This is a genomic window from Arthrobacter sp. Y3221160 (genome assembly GCF_059092585.1).
This window is the reverse complement of the sequence record NZ_JBNHHU010000001.1, coordinates 2,210,186-2,225,248: the sequence shown is the minus strand read 5'-3', so window position 1 is coordinate 2,225,248 and position 15,063 is coordinate 2,210,186. Positions and strand designations below refer to the sequence as shown.

At 67.0% G+C, this 15,063-nt stretch carries 14 protein-coding genes and 1 tRNA gene; 10 read left to right on the top strand and 5 right to left on the bottom strand.

Translation table 11 applies throughout. The annotated features are described in order from the left end of the window. Positions 1–3 precede the first annotated feature (3 nt). Positions 4–1,119, top strand: a complete 1,116-nt coding sequence (pstS, locus tag AC5RWG_RS10395; protein ID WP_494024911.1) for a phosphate ABC transporter substrate-binding protein PstS — start codon at positions 4–6, stop codon at positions 1,117–1,119. Between the two features lie 27 nt (positions 1,120–1,146). Here pstS and AC5RWG_RS10390 read toward each other — a convergent pair whose 3' ends face one another. Beyond that, positions 1,147–1,743, bottom strand: coding sequence for an SRPBCC family protein (locus AC5RWG_RS10390; RefSeq protein WP_494001226.1), 597 nt, complete (start codon positions 1,741–1,743; stop codon positions 1,147–1,149). Positions 1,744–1,968: 225 nt separating this feature from the next. Between AC5RWG_RS10390 and AC5RWG_RS10385 the strand changes: the two genes are divergently transcribed. Both AC5RWG_RS10385 and AC5RWG_RS10380 read left to right on the top strand, forming a co-directional pair. Beyond that, on the top strand, positions 1,969–3,657 hold the full coding sequence (locus AC5RWG_RS10385; RefSeq protein ID WP_494109613.1) for a nuclease-related domain-containing DEAD/DEAH box helicase: 1,689 nt from the start codon (positions 1,969–1,971) through the stop codon (positions 3,655–3,657). Between the two features lie 66 nt (positions 3,658–3,723). Continuing rightward, positions 3,724–4,146, top strand: coding sequence for a hypothetical protein (locus AC5RWG_RS10380; protein ID WP_494166869.1), 423 nt, complete (start codon positions 3,724–3,726; stop codon positions 4,144–4,146). 24 nt (positions 4,147–4,170) lie between these two features. Here the strand turns inward: AC5RWG_RS10380 and AC5RWG_RS10375 are convergent, their stop codons facing one another. Genes AC5RWG_RS10375 through AC5RWG_RS10365 form a run of 3 tightly spaced genes read right to left on the bottom strand, consistent with a single transcriptional unit; the run spans position 4,171 to position 6,649 of the window. Next, complete coding sequence (locus tag AC5RWG_RS10375) at positions 4,171–4,968, bottom strand: enoyl-CoA hydratase/isomerase family protein (RefSeq protein WP_494109611.1); 798 nt, start codon at positions 4,966–4,968, stop codon at positions 4,171–4,173. A gap of 41 nt (positions 4,969–5,009) precedes the next feature. Further along, positions 5,010–5,789, bottom strand: a complete 780-nt coding sequence (locus AC5RWG_RS10370) for an inositol monophosphatase family protein (RefSeq protein WP_494109610.1) — start codon at positions 5,787–5,789, stop codon at positions 5,010–5,012. Between the two features lie 50 nt (positions 5,790–5,839). Beyond that, on the bottom strand, positions 5,840–6,649 hold the full coding sequence (locus AC5RWG_RS10365; protein WP_494001221.1) for a LysR family substrate-binding domain-containing protein: 810 nt from the start codon (positions 6,647–6,649) through the stop codon (positions 5,840–5,842). A 60-nt stretch (positions 6,650–6,709) separates the two neighbouring features. On the opposite strand from AC5RWG_RS10365, the gene AC5RWG_RS10360 reads away from it, so the two are divergent. Beyond that, entirely contained in the window at positions 6,710–7,060 is a 351-nt protein-coding gene (locus tag AC5RWG_RS10360) for a DUF5997 family protein (protein ID WP_494001331.1), read from the top strand. A 154-nt stretch (positions 7,061–7,214) separates the two neighbouring features. Here the strand turns inward: AC5RWG_RS10360 and AC5RWG_RS10355 are convergent. Further along, positions 7,215–7,297, bottom strand: a tRNA-Leu gene (locus tag AC5RWG_RS10355). Positions 7,298–7,661: 364 nt separating this feature from the next. On the opposite strand from AC5RWG_RS10355, the gene AC5RWG_RS10350 reads away from it, so the two are divergent. The 6 genes from AC5RWG_RS10350 to AC5RWG_RS10325 are packed head-to-tail and all read left to right on the top strand — an operon-like array spanning position 7,662 to position 15,046. Beyond that, positions 7,662–8,399, top strand: a complete 738-nt coding sequence (locus tag AC5RWG_RS10350) for an FHA domain-containing protein (RefSeq protein WP_494013421.1) — start codon at positions 7,662–7,664, stop codon at positions 8,397–8,399. Then, positions 8,399–8,875, top strand: coding sequence for an FHA domain-containing protein FhaB/FipA (locus AC5RWG_RS10345; RefSeq protein WP_493978260.1), 477 nt, complete (start codon positions 8,399–8,401; stop codon positions 8,873–8,875). Before AC5RWG_RS10350 ends, AC5RWG_RS10345 begins: the two co-directional genes overlap by 1 nt. A gap of 2 nt (positions 8,876–8,877) precedes the next feature. Continuing rightward, positions 8,878–10,407, top strand: a complete 1,530-nt coding sequence (locus tag AC5RWG_RS10340; protein WP_494024916.1) for a PP2C family protein-serine/threonine phosphatase — start codon at positions 8,878–8,880, stop codon at positions 10,405–10,407. A 3-nt stretch (positions 10,408–10,410) separates the two neighbouring features. Further along, positions 10,411–11,829: an FtsW/RodA/SpoVE family cell cycle protein gene (locus AC5RWG_RS10335; RefSeq protein ID WP_494001218.1), complete on the top strand. Its 1,419-nt coding sequence runs from the start codon at positions 10,411–10,413 to the stop codon at positions 11,827–11,829. Continuing rightward, the gene (locus AC5RWG_RS10330) at positions 11,826–13,274 is read left to right on the top strand and encodes a peptidoglycan D,D-transpeptidase FtsI family protein (RefSeq protein WP_494001217.1); all 1,449 of its coding nucleotides are present in this window, start codon (positions 11,826–11,828) and stop codon (positions 13,272–13,274) included. Before AC5RWG_RS10335 ends, AC5RWG_RS10330 begins: the two co-directional genes overlap by 4 nt. Continuing rightward, positions 13,271–15,046, top strand: coding sequence for a protein kinase domain-containing protein (locus AC5RWG_RS10325; RefSeq protein WP_494001216.1), 1,776 nt, complete (start codon positions 13,271–13,273; stop codon positions 15,044–15,046). The genes AC5RWG_RS10330 and AC5RWG_RS10325 overlap by 4 nt, the downstream gene beginning before the upstream one ends. Positions 15,047–15,063 lie beyond the last annotated feature (17 nt).

Sequence of the window (15,063 nt, the reverse complement as noted above, 5' to 3'; positions counted from 1 at the left end):
CGGATGCCTCAGTTGAAACGCCGCGCGGCCGCCCTTGGTACCGCCGCCTTGATGTCCTTGTCCCTGGCCGCCTGCGGCTCCGACTACCCGCTGGGTCCGGCCCAGGAAGCCGCCGCACGGCAGGGCTCCTCCCTGTCGGGCACGCTGACAGGGGCCGGAGCATCATCCCAGAACGCGGCGATGGACGCGTGGGTGGCCGGCTTCGGCCTGCTCCATTCCGACGCGCAGGTCCAGTATTCGCCGGACGGCTCCGGCGCAGGACGCACCGCCTTCCTGGCCGGCGCCGTCGAGTTCGCCGGCTCGGATGCCTACCTGGACGACGAAGAAGTTGACCAGTCGCGCAAGGTGTGCGGCCCCGAGGGCGCCTTCAACGTCCCGTCCTACATCTCCCCCATCACCGTGGCGTTCAACCTTCCGGGCATCACCGAACTGAACCTGGACGCCGAAACCATTGCCAGGATCTTCCAGGGCGAAATCCGGTCTTGGGACGACCCCGCCATCGCGGAGCACAACCCGGGCGTGGAGTTGCCCGATCTTGCGGTCACTCCCGTCAACCGTTCCGAGGACTCCGGCACCACCGAGACCTTCACCGAGTACCTGCACGCCGTGGTCCCAGAGGTCTGGACGCCGGAGCCCAGCGACACCTGGCCCGGAGAATTCGCCGGGGAAAACGCACAGGGTACAACGGGCGTTGTGAGCATGGTCGCCGGCACGGCGGGCGCCGTTACCTATGCGGACGATTCCGCCGTCGGGGATCCCCTGGGCAAGGTTAACCTCAAGGTTGGCCAGGACTATGTCCCGGTGAGCGCAGAAGCGGCAGCGAAGGCGTTGGACGAAGCCACACCCGTCGAGGGGCGGCCGGAATACGACCTGGCCCTGGAAGTGGACCGGACGACTACCGCCGCCGGCGCCTATCCGCTGATGCTGGTCTCCTACCACATCTACTGCACCACGTACGAGGACCAGGAGAAGGTGGACCTGGTCAAGGCGTTCGCTCAGTATGTCCTGAGCCCCGAGGGCCAGAACGACGCGGCGGACTCGGCCAAGAGCGCGCCGCTGTCCGAGGAGCTGTCGAAGCGTGCCGTGGCTTCCGTGGAGCGGATCAGCGCCCGTTCCTGACAGCGGCCGCAGGCCCCGAGTAGCAGATTAGCTGCCGGGACCCCGCCTCCGGTTCTCCCGGTCCTCGGGCTCCCGGACGTCCGGCTCCCGGTTGTAGGCGTTGTCATCCTCGTTCTGGGGGATGTCCGGCTGGGCCGAGGCTGCCGGAGGAAATCCGCCGGCGAAGGTTCCGCCGTAGAACTGCTGGTTGCCCGGCTCGTGCGTTTCCGATCCTCCGGACTCGACGAAGGTCTTGAAGCGCCACAACTCGTTGCGCACCTCCCGGTGGTCCGATCCCAGTCCCGAACCGGCCTTTTCCAGCAGGGAATGCGGCTCCCAATCGAGGTGCACGTGCATCGACGTGGTGTCGGCATCGATGCTCCCGAACGTCACGGTGCCGCTGTGCCTGATTCCGCCTTCGCTCCTCCACACGATCCGCTCTCCGGGCTCGTCCTCGGTCACGGCCGTATCGAATTCGCGCTGCACGCCGCCGACTTTCGTGACCCAATGGTGCGTGGTGTCGGACGTCCGGATCACCGATTTCACGCCGTGCATGAAGGAGGGAAAGTACTCGAAGCGCAGCCACTCGTCATAAACCTTTGCGGCGGGCAGCGAGATCTCGACTGTTTCTTCGATGGTTGCCATGATCATCCTCATTCCGCCGCGGAACGGCGCCGCAGGCACCGCCTTCATGAGTTGCCACCTGCAGTTAACGCTACAGAACGGCCCGGGGCGCGGCAATGAACGGCCACGCCTCCACACGCGGGAGGGTTGGCTGCAACCGGGCCCGCGTTCCGGGACGAGAAGGGACGATGTCCTGCATTGGGTAGTCTGTGTGGTAAACCACTGCGTTGAAGTTGAGGGGGCGGTATGCCGCGCTGTTTTCCGGAACAGCCCGAGTTCGGCCGGGACCAGCCTGCCGAACGGCAGGTCTGGGAGGCGCTGAAGCGTACCCTGCCGCCGTCCGCCGCCCTGCTGCATTCGGTCGACATCGTCGAAAACGGCGCCGCCCGGAGGATCGATCTGCTCGTTGTCTGGCCCGGCGTCGGCATCGCGGCCATCGAGGTCAAAGGCGGGCAGATCAGCTACGACGCGGGCCAGTGGTACCAGTCCGGCAACGGCCGGCAGCACCGCATCAAGGATCCATTGGTCCACGCCCAGGACGCCCGGCACATGCTCCAGCGCTACCTCGGCTCCCAGTTGGGGCTCAGCCGCAGGGTCCGCTTCGCCCACCTGCTGGCCTTTCCGGAGACGCGGCTTCCGCGGCATTGGGACATCCCCGGCCTCAGGCGTTCCATGGTGATCGGCAGCGAGGACCTGAAGTATCCGGACGACACGGTCAGGGAAGCCATCAACTTCTGCGGCGACGGGGACGGCGAAACCGCGCCGGATATCGCCGACCGCATCGTGGCATGGCTGACGCGCCCCCGGCCGGGCGACGGGGCGCTCTCGGCGGCGGCCGAGCACGAAAGCCGCGCCGAGCAGATGACGCGGGACCAATCGGCGATCCTTGATGTCCTGAAGGACCAGCCGCGGGCACGCGTCATCGGCGGCGCGGGCACGGGCAAGACCTGGCTCGCGTTGGAACAGGCCCGGCGGTTGGCCCGCGACGGAAAGCGGGTGGCGCTGCTGTGCTCCAGCCGCGGCCTGGCCCGGTACTTCGAGACCGAGACGGCCGGGTGGAAGCCGGCCGAACGCCCGGCACACGTGGGCATGTTCTATGACCTGCCGGTCCGCTGGGCCGCGCACCATCCGCTGGATCCCCGGTTGCTCACCAACCAGTACTACGAGCACTACCTCCCCCGGACACTCAAACGGCTGGCCAAGAACCAGCCGGTCCGCGAACTCTTCGACGCAATCGTCGTCGACGAGGGCCAGGACTTTGGCACGCTGTGGTGGGAGGCCGTCTTGGAGTGCCTGAAGGAACCTGCTGCCGGCGGCCTGTATGTGTTTATGGACGAAGACCAGCGCCTTTTCGGCCGCGACGGCTGGCCGCCGATTGAAGTGCCCCCCTTGGTGCTGAATGAAAACCTGCGGAATACGAAGCAGATCGCGGCGCTCTGCGGCGCGCTGTCCACCGAGCTGGCGATTCCGCGGGGCCTCTCCGGCCCGCGCATCCGGCTGGTGGAGGCGACGGCCGGGAACGTCATCCAGCGGGCCGGCGATGCGGTGGCGCAGCTGGTCGAGCGTGAAGGCTGGGCCCCGCAGCAGGTGGCGCTGCTGACCACAAAGCGCAAGCATCCGGCCCATCAGCAAGCGGTGGACGCACTGGGCTGGCGCGGATACTGGGACGCCTTTTTTGACGACGACGACGTGTTCTACGGCGACGTGCTCGGCTTCAAGGGACTCGAACGCTCGGTGGTGGTCCTGGCGGTCAACGGCTTCGGCGATCCCGAGCGGGCGCGCGAGATGCTCTATACAGGCTTCTCCCGCGCGCGCAGCCTGCTGGTCATCGTGGGCGAAAGATCGGCCCTCACCAGTGTCGGCAGCCCCGCCCTGGTCAAGAGGCTGACCCAGACCGAATCGTGGGATCCTGAGCGGCAACAGCACGGCCATTGACTTTCCCGCCGCAGCGGAGCATTCTAAAACTACTTATTCGGTTTTTAGAATTTACCGGAGGTTCCCATGGCAACCACCACTCCTGCGCTGCAACGGGTCCGGACCGAGCCCGCCTACGGTGCTTTCTGGATGCTCAGGCTGGGCTTCACCGTCCTGCCGATTTTGATGGGGCTGGACAAGTTCTTCAACCTGCTCACTGACTGGGAACAGTATCTGGCCCCTTGGGTCGTTAACCTGCTGCCCTTCAGCGCCCACACCGCCATGCTGATCGTCGGCGTGGTGGAAATAGCCGCCGGCATCGTGGTCTGGTTCAAGCCGCGGTACGGCGCCTACATCGTTTCCCTCTGGCTGGCAGGCATCATCGTCAACCTGCTGACGCTGTCGGGGTTCTACGACGTGGCGCTGCGTGATGTCGGCCTACTGCTGGCGGGACTGACCCTGGCGCGGCTGGCCACCCAGTACGATCCGGCGTGGCACCGCCGTCGCTGATCAATTCCCTGCCCGCGCCCGCCTTCAGCGCCCGGTGAAGGCGGGCGCCTCCTTGGCCAGGAAGGCATCCCGGCCGATGCGCGAGTCTTCAGTGGTGAAGGCCTGCCCGAAGGCCCGGCGCTCCACCTGCAGCCCGTCGGCGGTGGGACGGCCCAGCGCCGCATCGACCGTTCGTTTCGCGTTTGCGACGGCGGCGGGGGACTTTGCGGAGATCTCCCGGCAGGTGGCGGCGGCCGCGTCGAGCATGTCGTCCTTGCTGGCGAAGACGGCGTTGGCCAGCCCGATCCGCAGGGCTTCCTCGGCGCCGATGCTGCGGCCCGTGAAAATCAGTTCCCTGGCCATTCCGGGGCCCACCCGCTGCGGCAGCCGGACCGTCCCGCCGAAGCCCGGAATGAGGCCCAGGCCGACTTCCGGCAGGCCGAACTTCGCGTTGGCCGTCGCGTAGATGAAATCGCAGGCCAACGCCAATTCCAAGCCTCCGCCCAGCGCAAACCCGTTGACGCAGGCGATCACCGGAAGGTCCAGAGTCTCCAACAACCGGGTCAGGTCCTGCATGGCGGCGCTGTGTGCTTCCGCTTCGGCCGGCCCCATGGAGGCCAGTTCCCGGATGTCGGCTCCGGCGGCGAAGGCCTTCCCGCCGGCACCCGTGATCAGGATGCTGCGCACTTCCCGGCCTTCCGGCGAACGGATGTCCGCGACGAACTGCGCCAGGTCTGCCACGACCTGGGTGTTCAGGGAGTTGAGCGACTCGGGACGGTTGATGACGACGGTGGCCAATTCGCCGAGGCATTCAAGCTGAATCGTTTCGTAGGTCTTTTCCACAGCCCCACTATGCCACGCCGGGCCCCCAGAATCGGACGTGGTCATCCCCCCAGCAGGGCGACCACGTCGGCCACCTGCCGGTGTCCCCCGGCCACCGACCAGCGGTAGCCGTCGACCTCCAGGACGGCGGTGGAACCTCCGGCCGCTTCGACCAGGGTCTTGCCCGGAAGCCAGTCCCAGTCCGGCAGCCCCTGTTGGTACCAGACGCCGAAAATCCCGGCGGAGGTTGCCGCCAGCTCACACGACGCCGACCCCCAGGTACGGTAGGTGGCCGAACCGAGCAGGGCGCGCAGGTACGGCTCGCCCGCTGCGTCGTCGCGCAAATACGTGTGATGCAGGTACGCCGCCGCGCAGCTGGCCGCCAAGGGAGCGCTGGCGATTTCGCCCACGCGCAAGCCGTTCCGGGTGGTGGGCAGGTCGCGTCCGCCGATCCAGAGGACGTCCTCGGCGGGGTGGTAGACCGCCCCCAGCCGGCTTCCCGCCCCATCCGTCAGCGCCAGCGCGGAGCACCAGTAGTGCCCGCCGGTGAAGAAGTTGTAGGTGCCGTCCACCGGGTCGATGACCCAGGTCCGGCCCGAGGTTCCCTCGTGGCTGGAGCCTTCCTCGCCCAGGATCGCGTCCTCCGGCCGCAGTTCGCGCAGCGTATCCACTACCAGTTTCTCCGCGGCGTGGTCGGCGGCGGTGACGACGTCGGAGATGCTGGTCTTCTCCTCGAACGTGGTCACCCCCGACCGCATGCCGTTGGCCAGCGTTCCGGCGGCGCGCACCAGCCAGGCCGCGAGTTCGGTGTCGTCCAGATGGTCAGGGCTGCTCACGGTCATATCTGAAGCCTAGCCAACGGCGGGGCGATCGCGGCATGCAGGGGCAGTTGCTACCGGCGGCCCCGCCGCGGCCCGCGGCCCTTCGGGGTGCGGCCGCCACCCGGCCTGCCTTTGCCCTGGCCGGACGGCTTGTTCGCGCCCTTGCCCGATGCCGGCGTCCGGCCCGGTGCGGAGCCCTTTCCCGCAGCGGTGCCCTTCCCCGCGCCGGAGCCTCCGCCGTCGTTCTTCCCCGTGTTCTTGCGGGTCTTGCCCTTGCCCTGTTGTTCTTGCACCGAGGGCTGGCGCGAACTGCGCGCCGTGCGGCCGCGGACAATTCCGATGAACTCCTCGATGGCGGCCTCGGTCCGGTCGGTGAGCCACGCGAGGCCGATCTGTGTCTCGGGGTGATCGGTGACCGTGCGGTACACCACGTCCTTGCGGTTGTAGAGCCGGGCCACGGACATCGGCAGGATCATCAGTCCCGCCCCGGACGCCACTACCTCGATGCCGGTCTTGGCGCCGCCCATTTCCCCGGGGTCCAGGAAGTTCTCGTGCGCGATCTCCCGATACGGGACTTCTTCGTCGTAGAGGGCAACATCGTGTTCCTTCGGCGCGACCACCACGGGCAGTTCCGCGTACAGCGGGATCACGCTCAGCCCCTCGCGGTCCACGGGCAGCCGGACGAAGCTCAGGTCGGCCCGGCCGTCGCGCAGGATGGCCGTCTGCTCCTCCTCGCCGCACTGGAAAGCGGTCAGCGGGACGTCGGGCAGCCGCTCCGCCCACCGGCGGGTCCACTTCCCCGGTGTCACGCCCGGGACATAGCCGACCTTCAGTCCGGCCAATTGGGCCGTGGTCGTCGGCTCCTGGTCTGCATCCTGCACTTCATCACCGTAGCGCAGGGCGGCTAGGCTGGGCTTATGAGCGCGAAATCGGCACAATCCATGAAACCGGCCACGGCCGCCAAGAAACTGGGCATCTACTTGCCCGCGGCCCCGCAGGAGTTCCAGGACAGCCTGATCTCGCGGGAGGAATTCAACCAGCTGCAATCCGATCCGCCGGAATGGCTGGCGGAGCTGCGCCGCAACGGTCCGCATCCGCGGCCGGAGGTGGCCCGTAAACTCAACGTCTCCATCTCCGGCCTGGCACGCGGCGGCATCACGGAGCCGCTGACGACGGCCGAAATCACCGCTTTACTGCAGGATCCGCCGGAATGGCTGGTGGCGGAACGCGCCTCGTTCGCCGCCGTGCGTGCCGAGGAGCAGCGCGTGAAGGCCGCCGGCAAGCAAGGCTGATCAGCAACCGCTGAGCGCGCCGCGGGCCCCCCTCCTCTCTGATCAAGCGGTGAGCGAGGCGGGCCCCCTCCCCCGCTAACCAAGCGGTCAGCGAGGGCCCGGTGCCCGTTAACGCCAAGAGCCCCGGTCCGAAGACCGGGGCTCTTGCTCTGCGTGCGCGAGGGGGGATTTGAACCCCCACGCCCTTTCGGACACTGGCACCTGAAGCCAGCGCGTCTGCCGTTCCGCCACTCGCGCGCATTGTTCCTGCCCTCTCGGCGTGCCAACCGGTTTCCCGGTTCGCTTTCCTCAAGAACAGCGAGATCAATAGTAGCGTGAAACAGTCCCAAATTCCCAATCGGGGCGCCGGCCCCCTTGGATACCGCGCAACGACGGGGATCGGAGGGCCTGCGCCGCGGGCGGCACGCCCCGCCGTCGTGATTCCGCGATGGTGAGCTTCACCACGCCCCGGCGCCGCCGCGCCCGCGGCGATCGTTGCCGAATGGGGCCTTTTGGGACACGCCCAAGTAGTATCGAAGGGAAGAATCGCCAGACAGGTGTGCCCTGTCCGCTGTCGCAGCGGGGGGCAGACCTGACCACAACTCTGGGAGGAGGCGGCCCGATGGGCATTCTGGACAGTATGGAGCGCGGCATCGAGAAGATGGTCCGCGGCGCCTTCTCTGTCGGCGGCAAGGGCCAGGTGCAGCCGGTGGAGATCGCAAGCCGCCTGCGCCGCGAACTGGACAACGGTTCCATCACCTTGGCCCAGGGCCGCACGTTGGCTCCCAACGTCTTCGACGTCAGGCTGGGCGATTCCGACTACGCGATGGCTGAACAATGGGGCGCCACCCTGGCCGAAGAACTGTGCGACGTGGTCATCCGCCACGTCAACAGCCAGAAGTACACCCTGCAGGGCCCGGTGCGCGTTTCCTTCACCAAGGACGACGCACTCAAGGGCGGCGACTTTGAAGTCGAGGCCACGGTCGTGAAGTCCGAGGGCCACCAGCCGCAGCCCCTGCAGCGCAGTGCCCCCGCGGCGCCGTCGCGCCAGCCCACCCTGCTGACGCCCGTGTTGGAAATCAACGGGCAGCGCTACTCGCTCAACGCGCCGTCCATCGTGCTCGGACGCTCCTCCGAGGCCGACATCATGGTGGACGACACCGGGGTCTCGCGGCGCCATCTGGAGATCCGCACCGACGGCGGGTCGGCCGTGGCCGTGGATCTCGGTTCCACCAACGGCAGCTATGTCAATGGCCAGAAGATCGACGGCCGGATTGACCTCACCGACGGCTCCGTCATCACGATGGGCCGCACCCGCATTACCTTCCGCTTGCTGCCGACACGGGGCGGCGGGGCCTAATGGGCGAGCTTGTCGTCACCGCGCTGCGGTTCGGTTTCCTGATCCTGCTCTGGATCATGATCATCAGCATCGTCTCCGCACTGCGGCGGGACCTGCAGATCGGCAAGCGCAGCCGCACCGGATCCCCCACTGCGCGCGAAGTCCGGAAGAATCCCGACCTGGCGGACGCTCCGGCCCCCCGGGTGGCTCCGCGCCGCCTGGTGGTCACGGAAGGGCCGCTGGCCGGCCACTCGCTGGAACTGGCCGCGAGCCCCATCCTGTTGGGCCGGGCCCAGGAAGCAACGCTGGTGCTGGAGGACGATTACGCCTCCGGCCGGCACGCCCGCCTCTTTCCGCAGGGCAGCCGCTGGTTCATCGAGGACCTCGGCTCCACCAACGGCACCTACCTGGCCGAGAACCAGCTGACGCGGGCGCTGCCCGTTGATCCCGGCGTTCCCATCCGGATCGGCAAGACGGTCATTGAGTTGAGGCCCTGACGGTGGCTCTGGTTCTGCGCTATGCGGCGCGGTCTGACGTGGGTAAGGCACGGTCTAAAAACGACGATTCCGCCTACGCCGGGCGTTATCTTGCCGTGGTGGCCGACGGCATGGGCGGCCATGCCGGCGGTGACGTGGCCTCGGCGTCCACGGTGCTGGACCTGGTCCATCTGGACCGCTCGGGCCATCAGGACCCGGCCAACGTGCTGGCCGACGAGATCCAGACCGCCAATTCCATCCTTTCGGAGCTGGTGCAGACCAGTCCCAAGCTGGCGGGCATGGGCACCACCGTCACCGCCTTGCTGCTGCATGACGACAAGCTCGAATTCGCCCACATCGGCGATTCCCGTGCCTATCGGCTGAAAAACGGCATCTTCGAGCAGATCAGCGTGGACCACACTTTCGTCCAGCGGCTCATCGACGAAGGCCGGCTCCTTCCGGCGGAAGCCGAAATCCACCCGCACCGCAACGTGCTGATGCGCGTCTTGGGCGACGTCGATGCCAGTCCCGAACTCGACCTGGCCAGCCATCAGGCCGAGCCGGGGGAGAAATGGCTGCTCTGCTCCGATGGACTCAACGCCGTCGTGCCGGACAGTGTGGTGGAATCCGTGGTGCGCAACGCGCCCACCCTGCAGGACGCCGTCGATCAGCTGGTGGAGCTGACGCTTGACGGCGGTTCCCCGGACAACGTGACCATCGTGATGATCGAAGTCGCCGAAGCGGCGCCGGAGGCGGCTGACACCGCCTCCCTCGGCCTCGCCCCGGAACGACCGAAGGCATCGGCCTTGAAGCACGACGGCGCCGCCTCCCCTGTCGCGGCGATGCCCGCCGACGGAGCCTCCCTCGGGGCACAGGTGGCCGCGGGCGCCGACGACGAACAGCTTCAGCCGCACGAGGCGATCCGCGCCGATGCCATCCGCCGCGAGCTGGAGACCCGCCCGCATGTGCTGGTGGGCGCCGCGGCATTGGCCACCGAGACCGGACAGATTCCCATCGTCACGGCCCACTCCAACAAGCGCCGGGCGGCGGCATTGCTGACCCACAAGGCCCCGGACGAACCGGAAACACCCGAGAACGAGACCTCGGCCCCGGCCCGCAAGCCCTGGCTGATCCCGGCGTTCCTGACCGTCATGTCGTTGCTGCTGGTGGCGGTCATGTGGTTCGGCTACCTGTGGACGCAGACCCAGTATTTCGTGGGTTCGGCGGACGGACGGGTGGCCATCTTCAACGGCGTCTCCCAGAACTTCGGGCCGATCGCGCTTTCCCACGTGGACACGGTCTACAACATCCCGCTGGAAAGCCTGCCCGCGTACCAACAGCAGCGGCTGGATTCCAGCATTTCCGCCCGCGATCTCGGGCATGCCGAGGAGATCGTGGAACAGTTGCGGATCAGCAGCCAGCTGAACTGTCCGGAACCCGAACCCAGCCCCAGTACCGTTCCGACGGACCGGCCCAGCGCCTCGCCGGGGGCGACGCCGGGGCCTGCTGCCAGCCCCCAGCCCACCGTGCCGCCGGAATGTGTAGGTGGATAAGCCATGAGTAACATCCAGACAGTGCCGCGTTCCCGGCGCAACACCGAACTGCTTTTGCTCCTGCTGGCCTTGATCGTCGGCATCGGAGCCAACATGCTGGTCGGGCTCGACCAGGACCGGGCCTTCGACAGCGACTTCTTCACCCAGGGCGGCACCTTGGTGGTGCTGGTCCTCGTCGTACACGTGGTCCTGCGCCTTCGCGCCAAATATGCCGACCCGGTAATACTTCCGATCGTCACCGCCCTTAACGGGGTGGGGCTGGCGATGATCCACCGGCTGGACATCGCCAACAACGACTCCGCCGCGGGGCGCCAGCTCCTGTGGACCGGCGTGGCCATCGCCGCCGTGGTCGCCGTCATCTGGCTGCTGCCCGACCACCGCGTCCTGCGCCGCTTTACCTACATATCGTTGATCACCAGCGCCATCCTGCTCATCCTTCCGCTGCTGCCGTTCATCGGGATGGAAATCAACGGCGCCCGGATTTGGGTGAGCTTGGGGTTCGCCACCTTCCAGCCGGGCGAAATCGCGAAGATCACCCTGGCTATATTCTTCGCCGGGTATTTATCGACGAACCGCGACCTCATCCTGCTCGCGGGCAAGAAGATCGGCCCGCTGCAGCTGCCCCGCTGGCAGGACATGGGCCCCATGGTGGTGGCCTGGCTGGTCAGCATCGGGGTCCTGGTCTTCCAGCGCGATTTGGGTTCCTCGATCCTGTTCTTTGGCCTGTTCATGGCCATGATCTATGTGGCCACCAGCCGCGTCAGCTGGGTCCTGATCGGCCTGCTCATGATCGCCGTGGGCGGCGTCGTGGCTTTCCAGCTGTTCCCGCACGTCACCGCACGTATCGACGGCTGGATCAACGCGTTCGACCCCGAGGTTTACAACCGGATCGGCGGCAGCCACCAGATCGTCCAAGGGCTGTTCGGCCTGGCCAGCGGCGCGCTGACCGGCACCGGACTCGGGCAGGGCCGGCCGGACCTGGTGACCTACGCGAACAGCGACATGATCATCGCCGCACTCGGCGAGGAGCTGGGGCTCATCGGACTCAGCGCCATCGTGATGCTCTACATCCTCTTGGTCAGCCGCGGCATCCGGGCGGCGCTGGGCAGCCGGGACGCCTTCGGCAAGCTCCTGGCCACGGGACTCTCCTTCACCCTGGCGCTGCAGTGCTTCGTGGTGATCGGGGGCGTCACCCGCCTGATTCCGCTGACCGGCCTGACCACACCCTTCCTGGCCGCCGGAGGGTCTTCCCTCCTGGCCAACTGGCTGATCGTCGCCCTGCTGCTGCTGATTTCCGACGCCGCGCGCCGTCCGGCCCTGACTGGCCCGGCCGCCGGCCGGCGGCCGCCGGGTGACCGGCCGGCGCGACGCAACCAGACCCAAGCACGGAACACCGGATCCACGGAGGTGATCCAACCATGAACCAGGCCATCCGCAATACCTGGATCGTCGCCATCGCGATGTTCGCGCTGCTGTTTGGATCGCTCACGGTCGTGCAATTCTTCGAGGCCGAAAACCTCAACGCCAACCCGTGGAACAGCCGGACCATCTACAAAGACTTCGACAAGAACCGGGGCGCCATCCTGGTGGGCGGCGAGCCGATCGCCGAGTCGGTTCCCTCGGACGACGAGTTCGCCTACCAGCGCGTCTACAACGAGCCCGCGCTCTACGCGCCGATCACCGGTTTCTACTCGTTGGTATACGGCTCCACCCAGATGGAGTCTGCGATGAACGATCAGCTCTCCGGTTCCGGCGACGAGTTCTTCTACGAACAGATCGTGCAGATGTTCTCCGGCGGCCAGGTCGAGGGCGCCTCGGTGGAGCTGACCCTGGACGCCGAGCTGCAGCAGTTGGCCTGGGACCTGATTCCCGACGGCGTGAAGGGCTCGATCGTGGTGATGGAACCGGACACCGGCAACATCCTCGCGATGGTCTCCAAGCCCAGCTTCGATCCGAATGACCTGGCGGGGCACAACACCGAAGAGGTCACGCAGAACATGGCCGAATTGGAGAAGGTGCCGGGCCTGTCTCCGTTCACCAACCCCGCCACCGAGAGCCTGTTGGCTCCGGGCTCCGTGTTCAAGCTCGCGGTGACGGCTGCCGCCCTGGAATCCGGCCAGTACGACGCCGACAGCAAGCTCGACAATCCCCCGACGCTGCCGCTTCCCGGCACCAACGTCGAGTTGCCGAACTACGTTAACGGCGGCTGTGCGGCGCGGACCACCGTCGGCTTCTCCTTTGCCCTGGAGCAATCCTGCAACACGCCCTTCGCGCAGATCGCCATGGACCTGGGGGAAGACGCCATTGCGGAACAGGCCGCCAAGTTCGGATTCGGCGAGTCCTACCAGATCCCCACCCACGTCACCGCGAGCCAGTTCCCGACCGGCATGAGCGATGACCTGCTCGCCCAGTCGGCCATCGGCCAGTACGACGTCCGCGTGACCCCCCTGCAGGTGGCCATGATGACCGGTGCGATCGCCAACGACGGCGTCTTGATGAAGCCGAACCTCGTGCGCACCGTGCGCGCGCCCGACCTGCGCGTCATGGACAGCCCCAAACCCCAGGAACTGCAACGTTCCCTTTCCGCAGACAACGCCCGGCTGATTCAGGACTGGATGGTCAATGTGGTCAGCAGGGGCATCGGCGGCGGAGCCGCCATTCCGGGCGTCGAGGTGGCCGGCAAGACCGGTACGGCAGAACTGCTGGCCGGCGAAGCAGGAAACAACTCGTGGTTCACCGGATTCGCACCGGCGGATGACCCCCAGGCCGTCGTATCCGTCGTCTTCGAGGACGTCGATGTAACGACCGGTTCTTCACTCTCAAGTCCAAGTGCTCGGCAACTCCTAGAGGCGGTGTTAAATAAGTGAGACCTACCTCGGGTATCACCTTAGGCGGCAGGTACCAGCTCACTGAACGTATCGCCATCGGCGGCATGGGTGAGGTCTGGAAGGCGCAGGACCAGGTCCTGGGCCGCATCGTCGCCATCAAGGTCCTCAAAGAGGAGTACACGGGCGACCCGGGCTTCCTCAACCGCTTCCGCGCAGAGGCCCGGCACACCGCACTGCTGAACCACACCGGTATTGCCAATGTCTTTGATTACGGCGAAGAGGCCGGATCCGCCTACCTCGTGATGGAACTCGTGCCCGGGCATCCGCTCTCGGCGATCATCGAGCGCGAGCGCGTGCTCTCGCCCGACCGGACGCTGTCGATCATCACCCAGACGGCCAAGGCGCTGGCCGTCGCCCATGCCCAGGGCCTGGTGCATCGCGACGTCAAGCCCGGAAACCTGCTGATCACGCCGGAGGGCCGGGTCAAGATCACCGACTTCGGCATTGCGCGGCTGGCCGATCAGGTTCCGCTGACCGCGACCGGGCAGGTCATGGGCACCGCCCAGTATCTGGCGCCCGAGCAGGCGACGGGACAGACTGCTACCGGACAAAGCGACATCTATTCGCTCGGCGTCATCGGCTACGAGTGCCTCTCCGGTTCCCGGCCCTTCTCCGGTGAATCGCAGATAGCCATTGCCCTGGCCCAGGTCAACGACACTCCCCCGCCACTGCCCGAATCCCTGCCCCGGCCGGTCCGCGCTCTGCTGATGTCCATGCTGGCCAAGGACCCGGCCGACCGGCCGGCCAACGCGGAAAAGCTCGCCGAGGCGGCCGACGCCATCCGTGCCGGCAATATCCGTGCCGCCGAGGCAGCTGTCCCGGGAATGTTGCTGTTCGGTGGGGACGACAGCACCGGTTTGATGACTGCTCCGGTGCCCGCCCCCGGAACCGCTCCGACGCGCGCCGTCAGCGCCGGGACCTCCCAGCTGCCCGCCGTCGGCGGTGCAGCAGCAGCAGCGGGCCTCGGCGCCGAACGGGACTGGACCGATCAGGATCTGGACAGCGATGAGCCTGAAGAAACACCGCGCCGCCAGCAGAAGAAACGCAGTCCCTGGACCTGGCCGCTGGTCGGTTTGATCCTGTTGATTCTGTTCGCCGTGGCCGGCGCGATCCTGCTGCCCATGCTGACCCCCACCGGCGTTGCGGAGTCGTCGTCGTCGGCATCGAGCTCGACGACACGGGCGGCGCCGAAGACCACCTCCGCAACGCCAACGGAAGAAGAGACCGAGGAACCGCGCGAAACGGCAACGCCGGAGACGAACCAGCTGGCAGCGAATGCGTTCCTGGGCCGACCCTTCAGCGAGGTCCGGGCCGAGCTCGAAAACATGGGCTACCAGGTGGTTCCCAACCCGGTGGAGAGCGGCGAAGCCGAGAATACCGTCATCGACATCGCGCCGACCGGCGCCGTCGTCGTTGGCGAAGCAATCACCGTCACCTACTCCACCGGCCCCGGAACCGTCACCATTCCCAACGGTCTGGCCGGGCAGTCCGAGCAGCGGGTTCGCGAGGCCCTGATCGGACTGAACCTGGTACCGCAGAAGTCGGGCGAGCAGCCGAGCGATGAAGAGCCTGGCACCGTGCTCAGCCTGTCTCCCGACGGCGGTGACGTTCCGGTCGGGTCGACCGTCAGCTACGTTGTCTCCAGTGGGCCGGAAGAAGAAGAAGAAACTCCGGCCCCGACAGAGACGGGCTCGCCGGATGCCAAGGGCCTGCCGACCTCCGCTCCCGACACGCGCGGCGGTAAGCCGTGACCGAATCCTGGTCGGCC

Coding starts and splice junctions, on each gene's coding strand:
- pstS (WP_494024911.1), top strand. CDS start 4: ATGCCTCAGTTGAAACGCCGCGCGGCCGCCCTTGGTACCGCCGCCTTG.
- AC5RWG_RS10390 (WP_494001226.1), bottom strand. CDS start 1,743: ATGGCAACCATCGAAGAAACAGTCGAGATCTCGCTGCCCGCCGCAAAG.
- AC5RWG_RS10385 (WP_494109613.1), top strand. CDS start 1,969: ATGCCGCGCTGTTTTCCGGAACAGCCCGAGTTCGGCCGGGACCAGCCT.
- AC5RWG_RS10380 (WP_494166869.1), top strand. CDS start 3,724: ATGGCAACCACCACTCCTGCGCTGCAACGGGTCCGGACCGAGCCCGCC.
- AC5RWG_RS10370 (WP_494109610.1), bottom strand. CDS start 5,789: ATGACCGTGAGCAGCCCTGACCATCTGGACGACACCGAACTCGCGGCC.
- AC5RWG_RS10360 (WP_494001331.1), top strand. CDS start 6,710: ATGAAACCGGCCACGGCCGCCAAGAAACTGGGCATCTACTTGCCCGCG.
- AC5RWG_RS10350 (WP_494013421.1), top strand. CDS start 7,662: ATGGGCATTCTGGACAGTATGGAGCGCGGCATCGAGAAGATGGTCCGC.
- AC5RWG_RS10345 (WP_493978260.1), top strand. CDS start 8,399: ATGGGCGAGCTTGTCGTCACCGCGCTGCGGTTCGGTTTCCTGATCCTG.
- AC5RWG_RS10335 (WP_494001218.1), top strand. CDS start 10,411: ATGAGTAACATCCAGACAGTGCCGCGTTCCCGGCGCAACACCGAACTG.
- AC5RWG_RS10330 (WP_494001217.1), top strand. CDS start 11,826: ATGAACCAGGCCATCCGCAATACCTGGATCGTCGCCATCGCGATGTTC.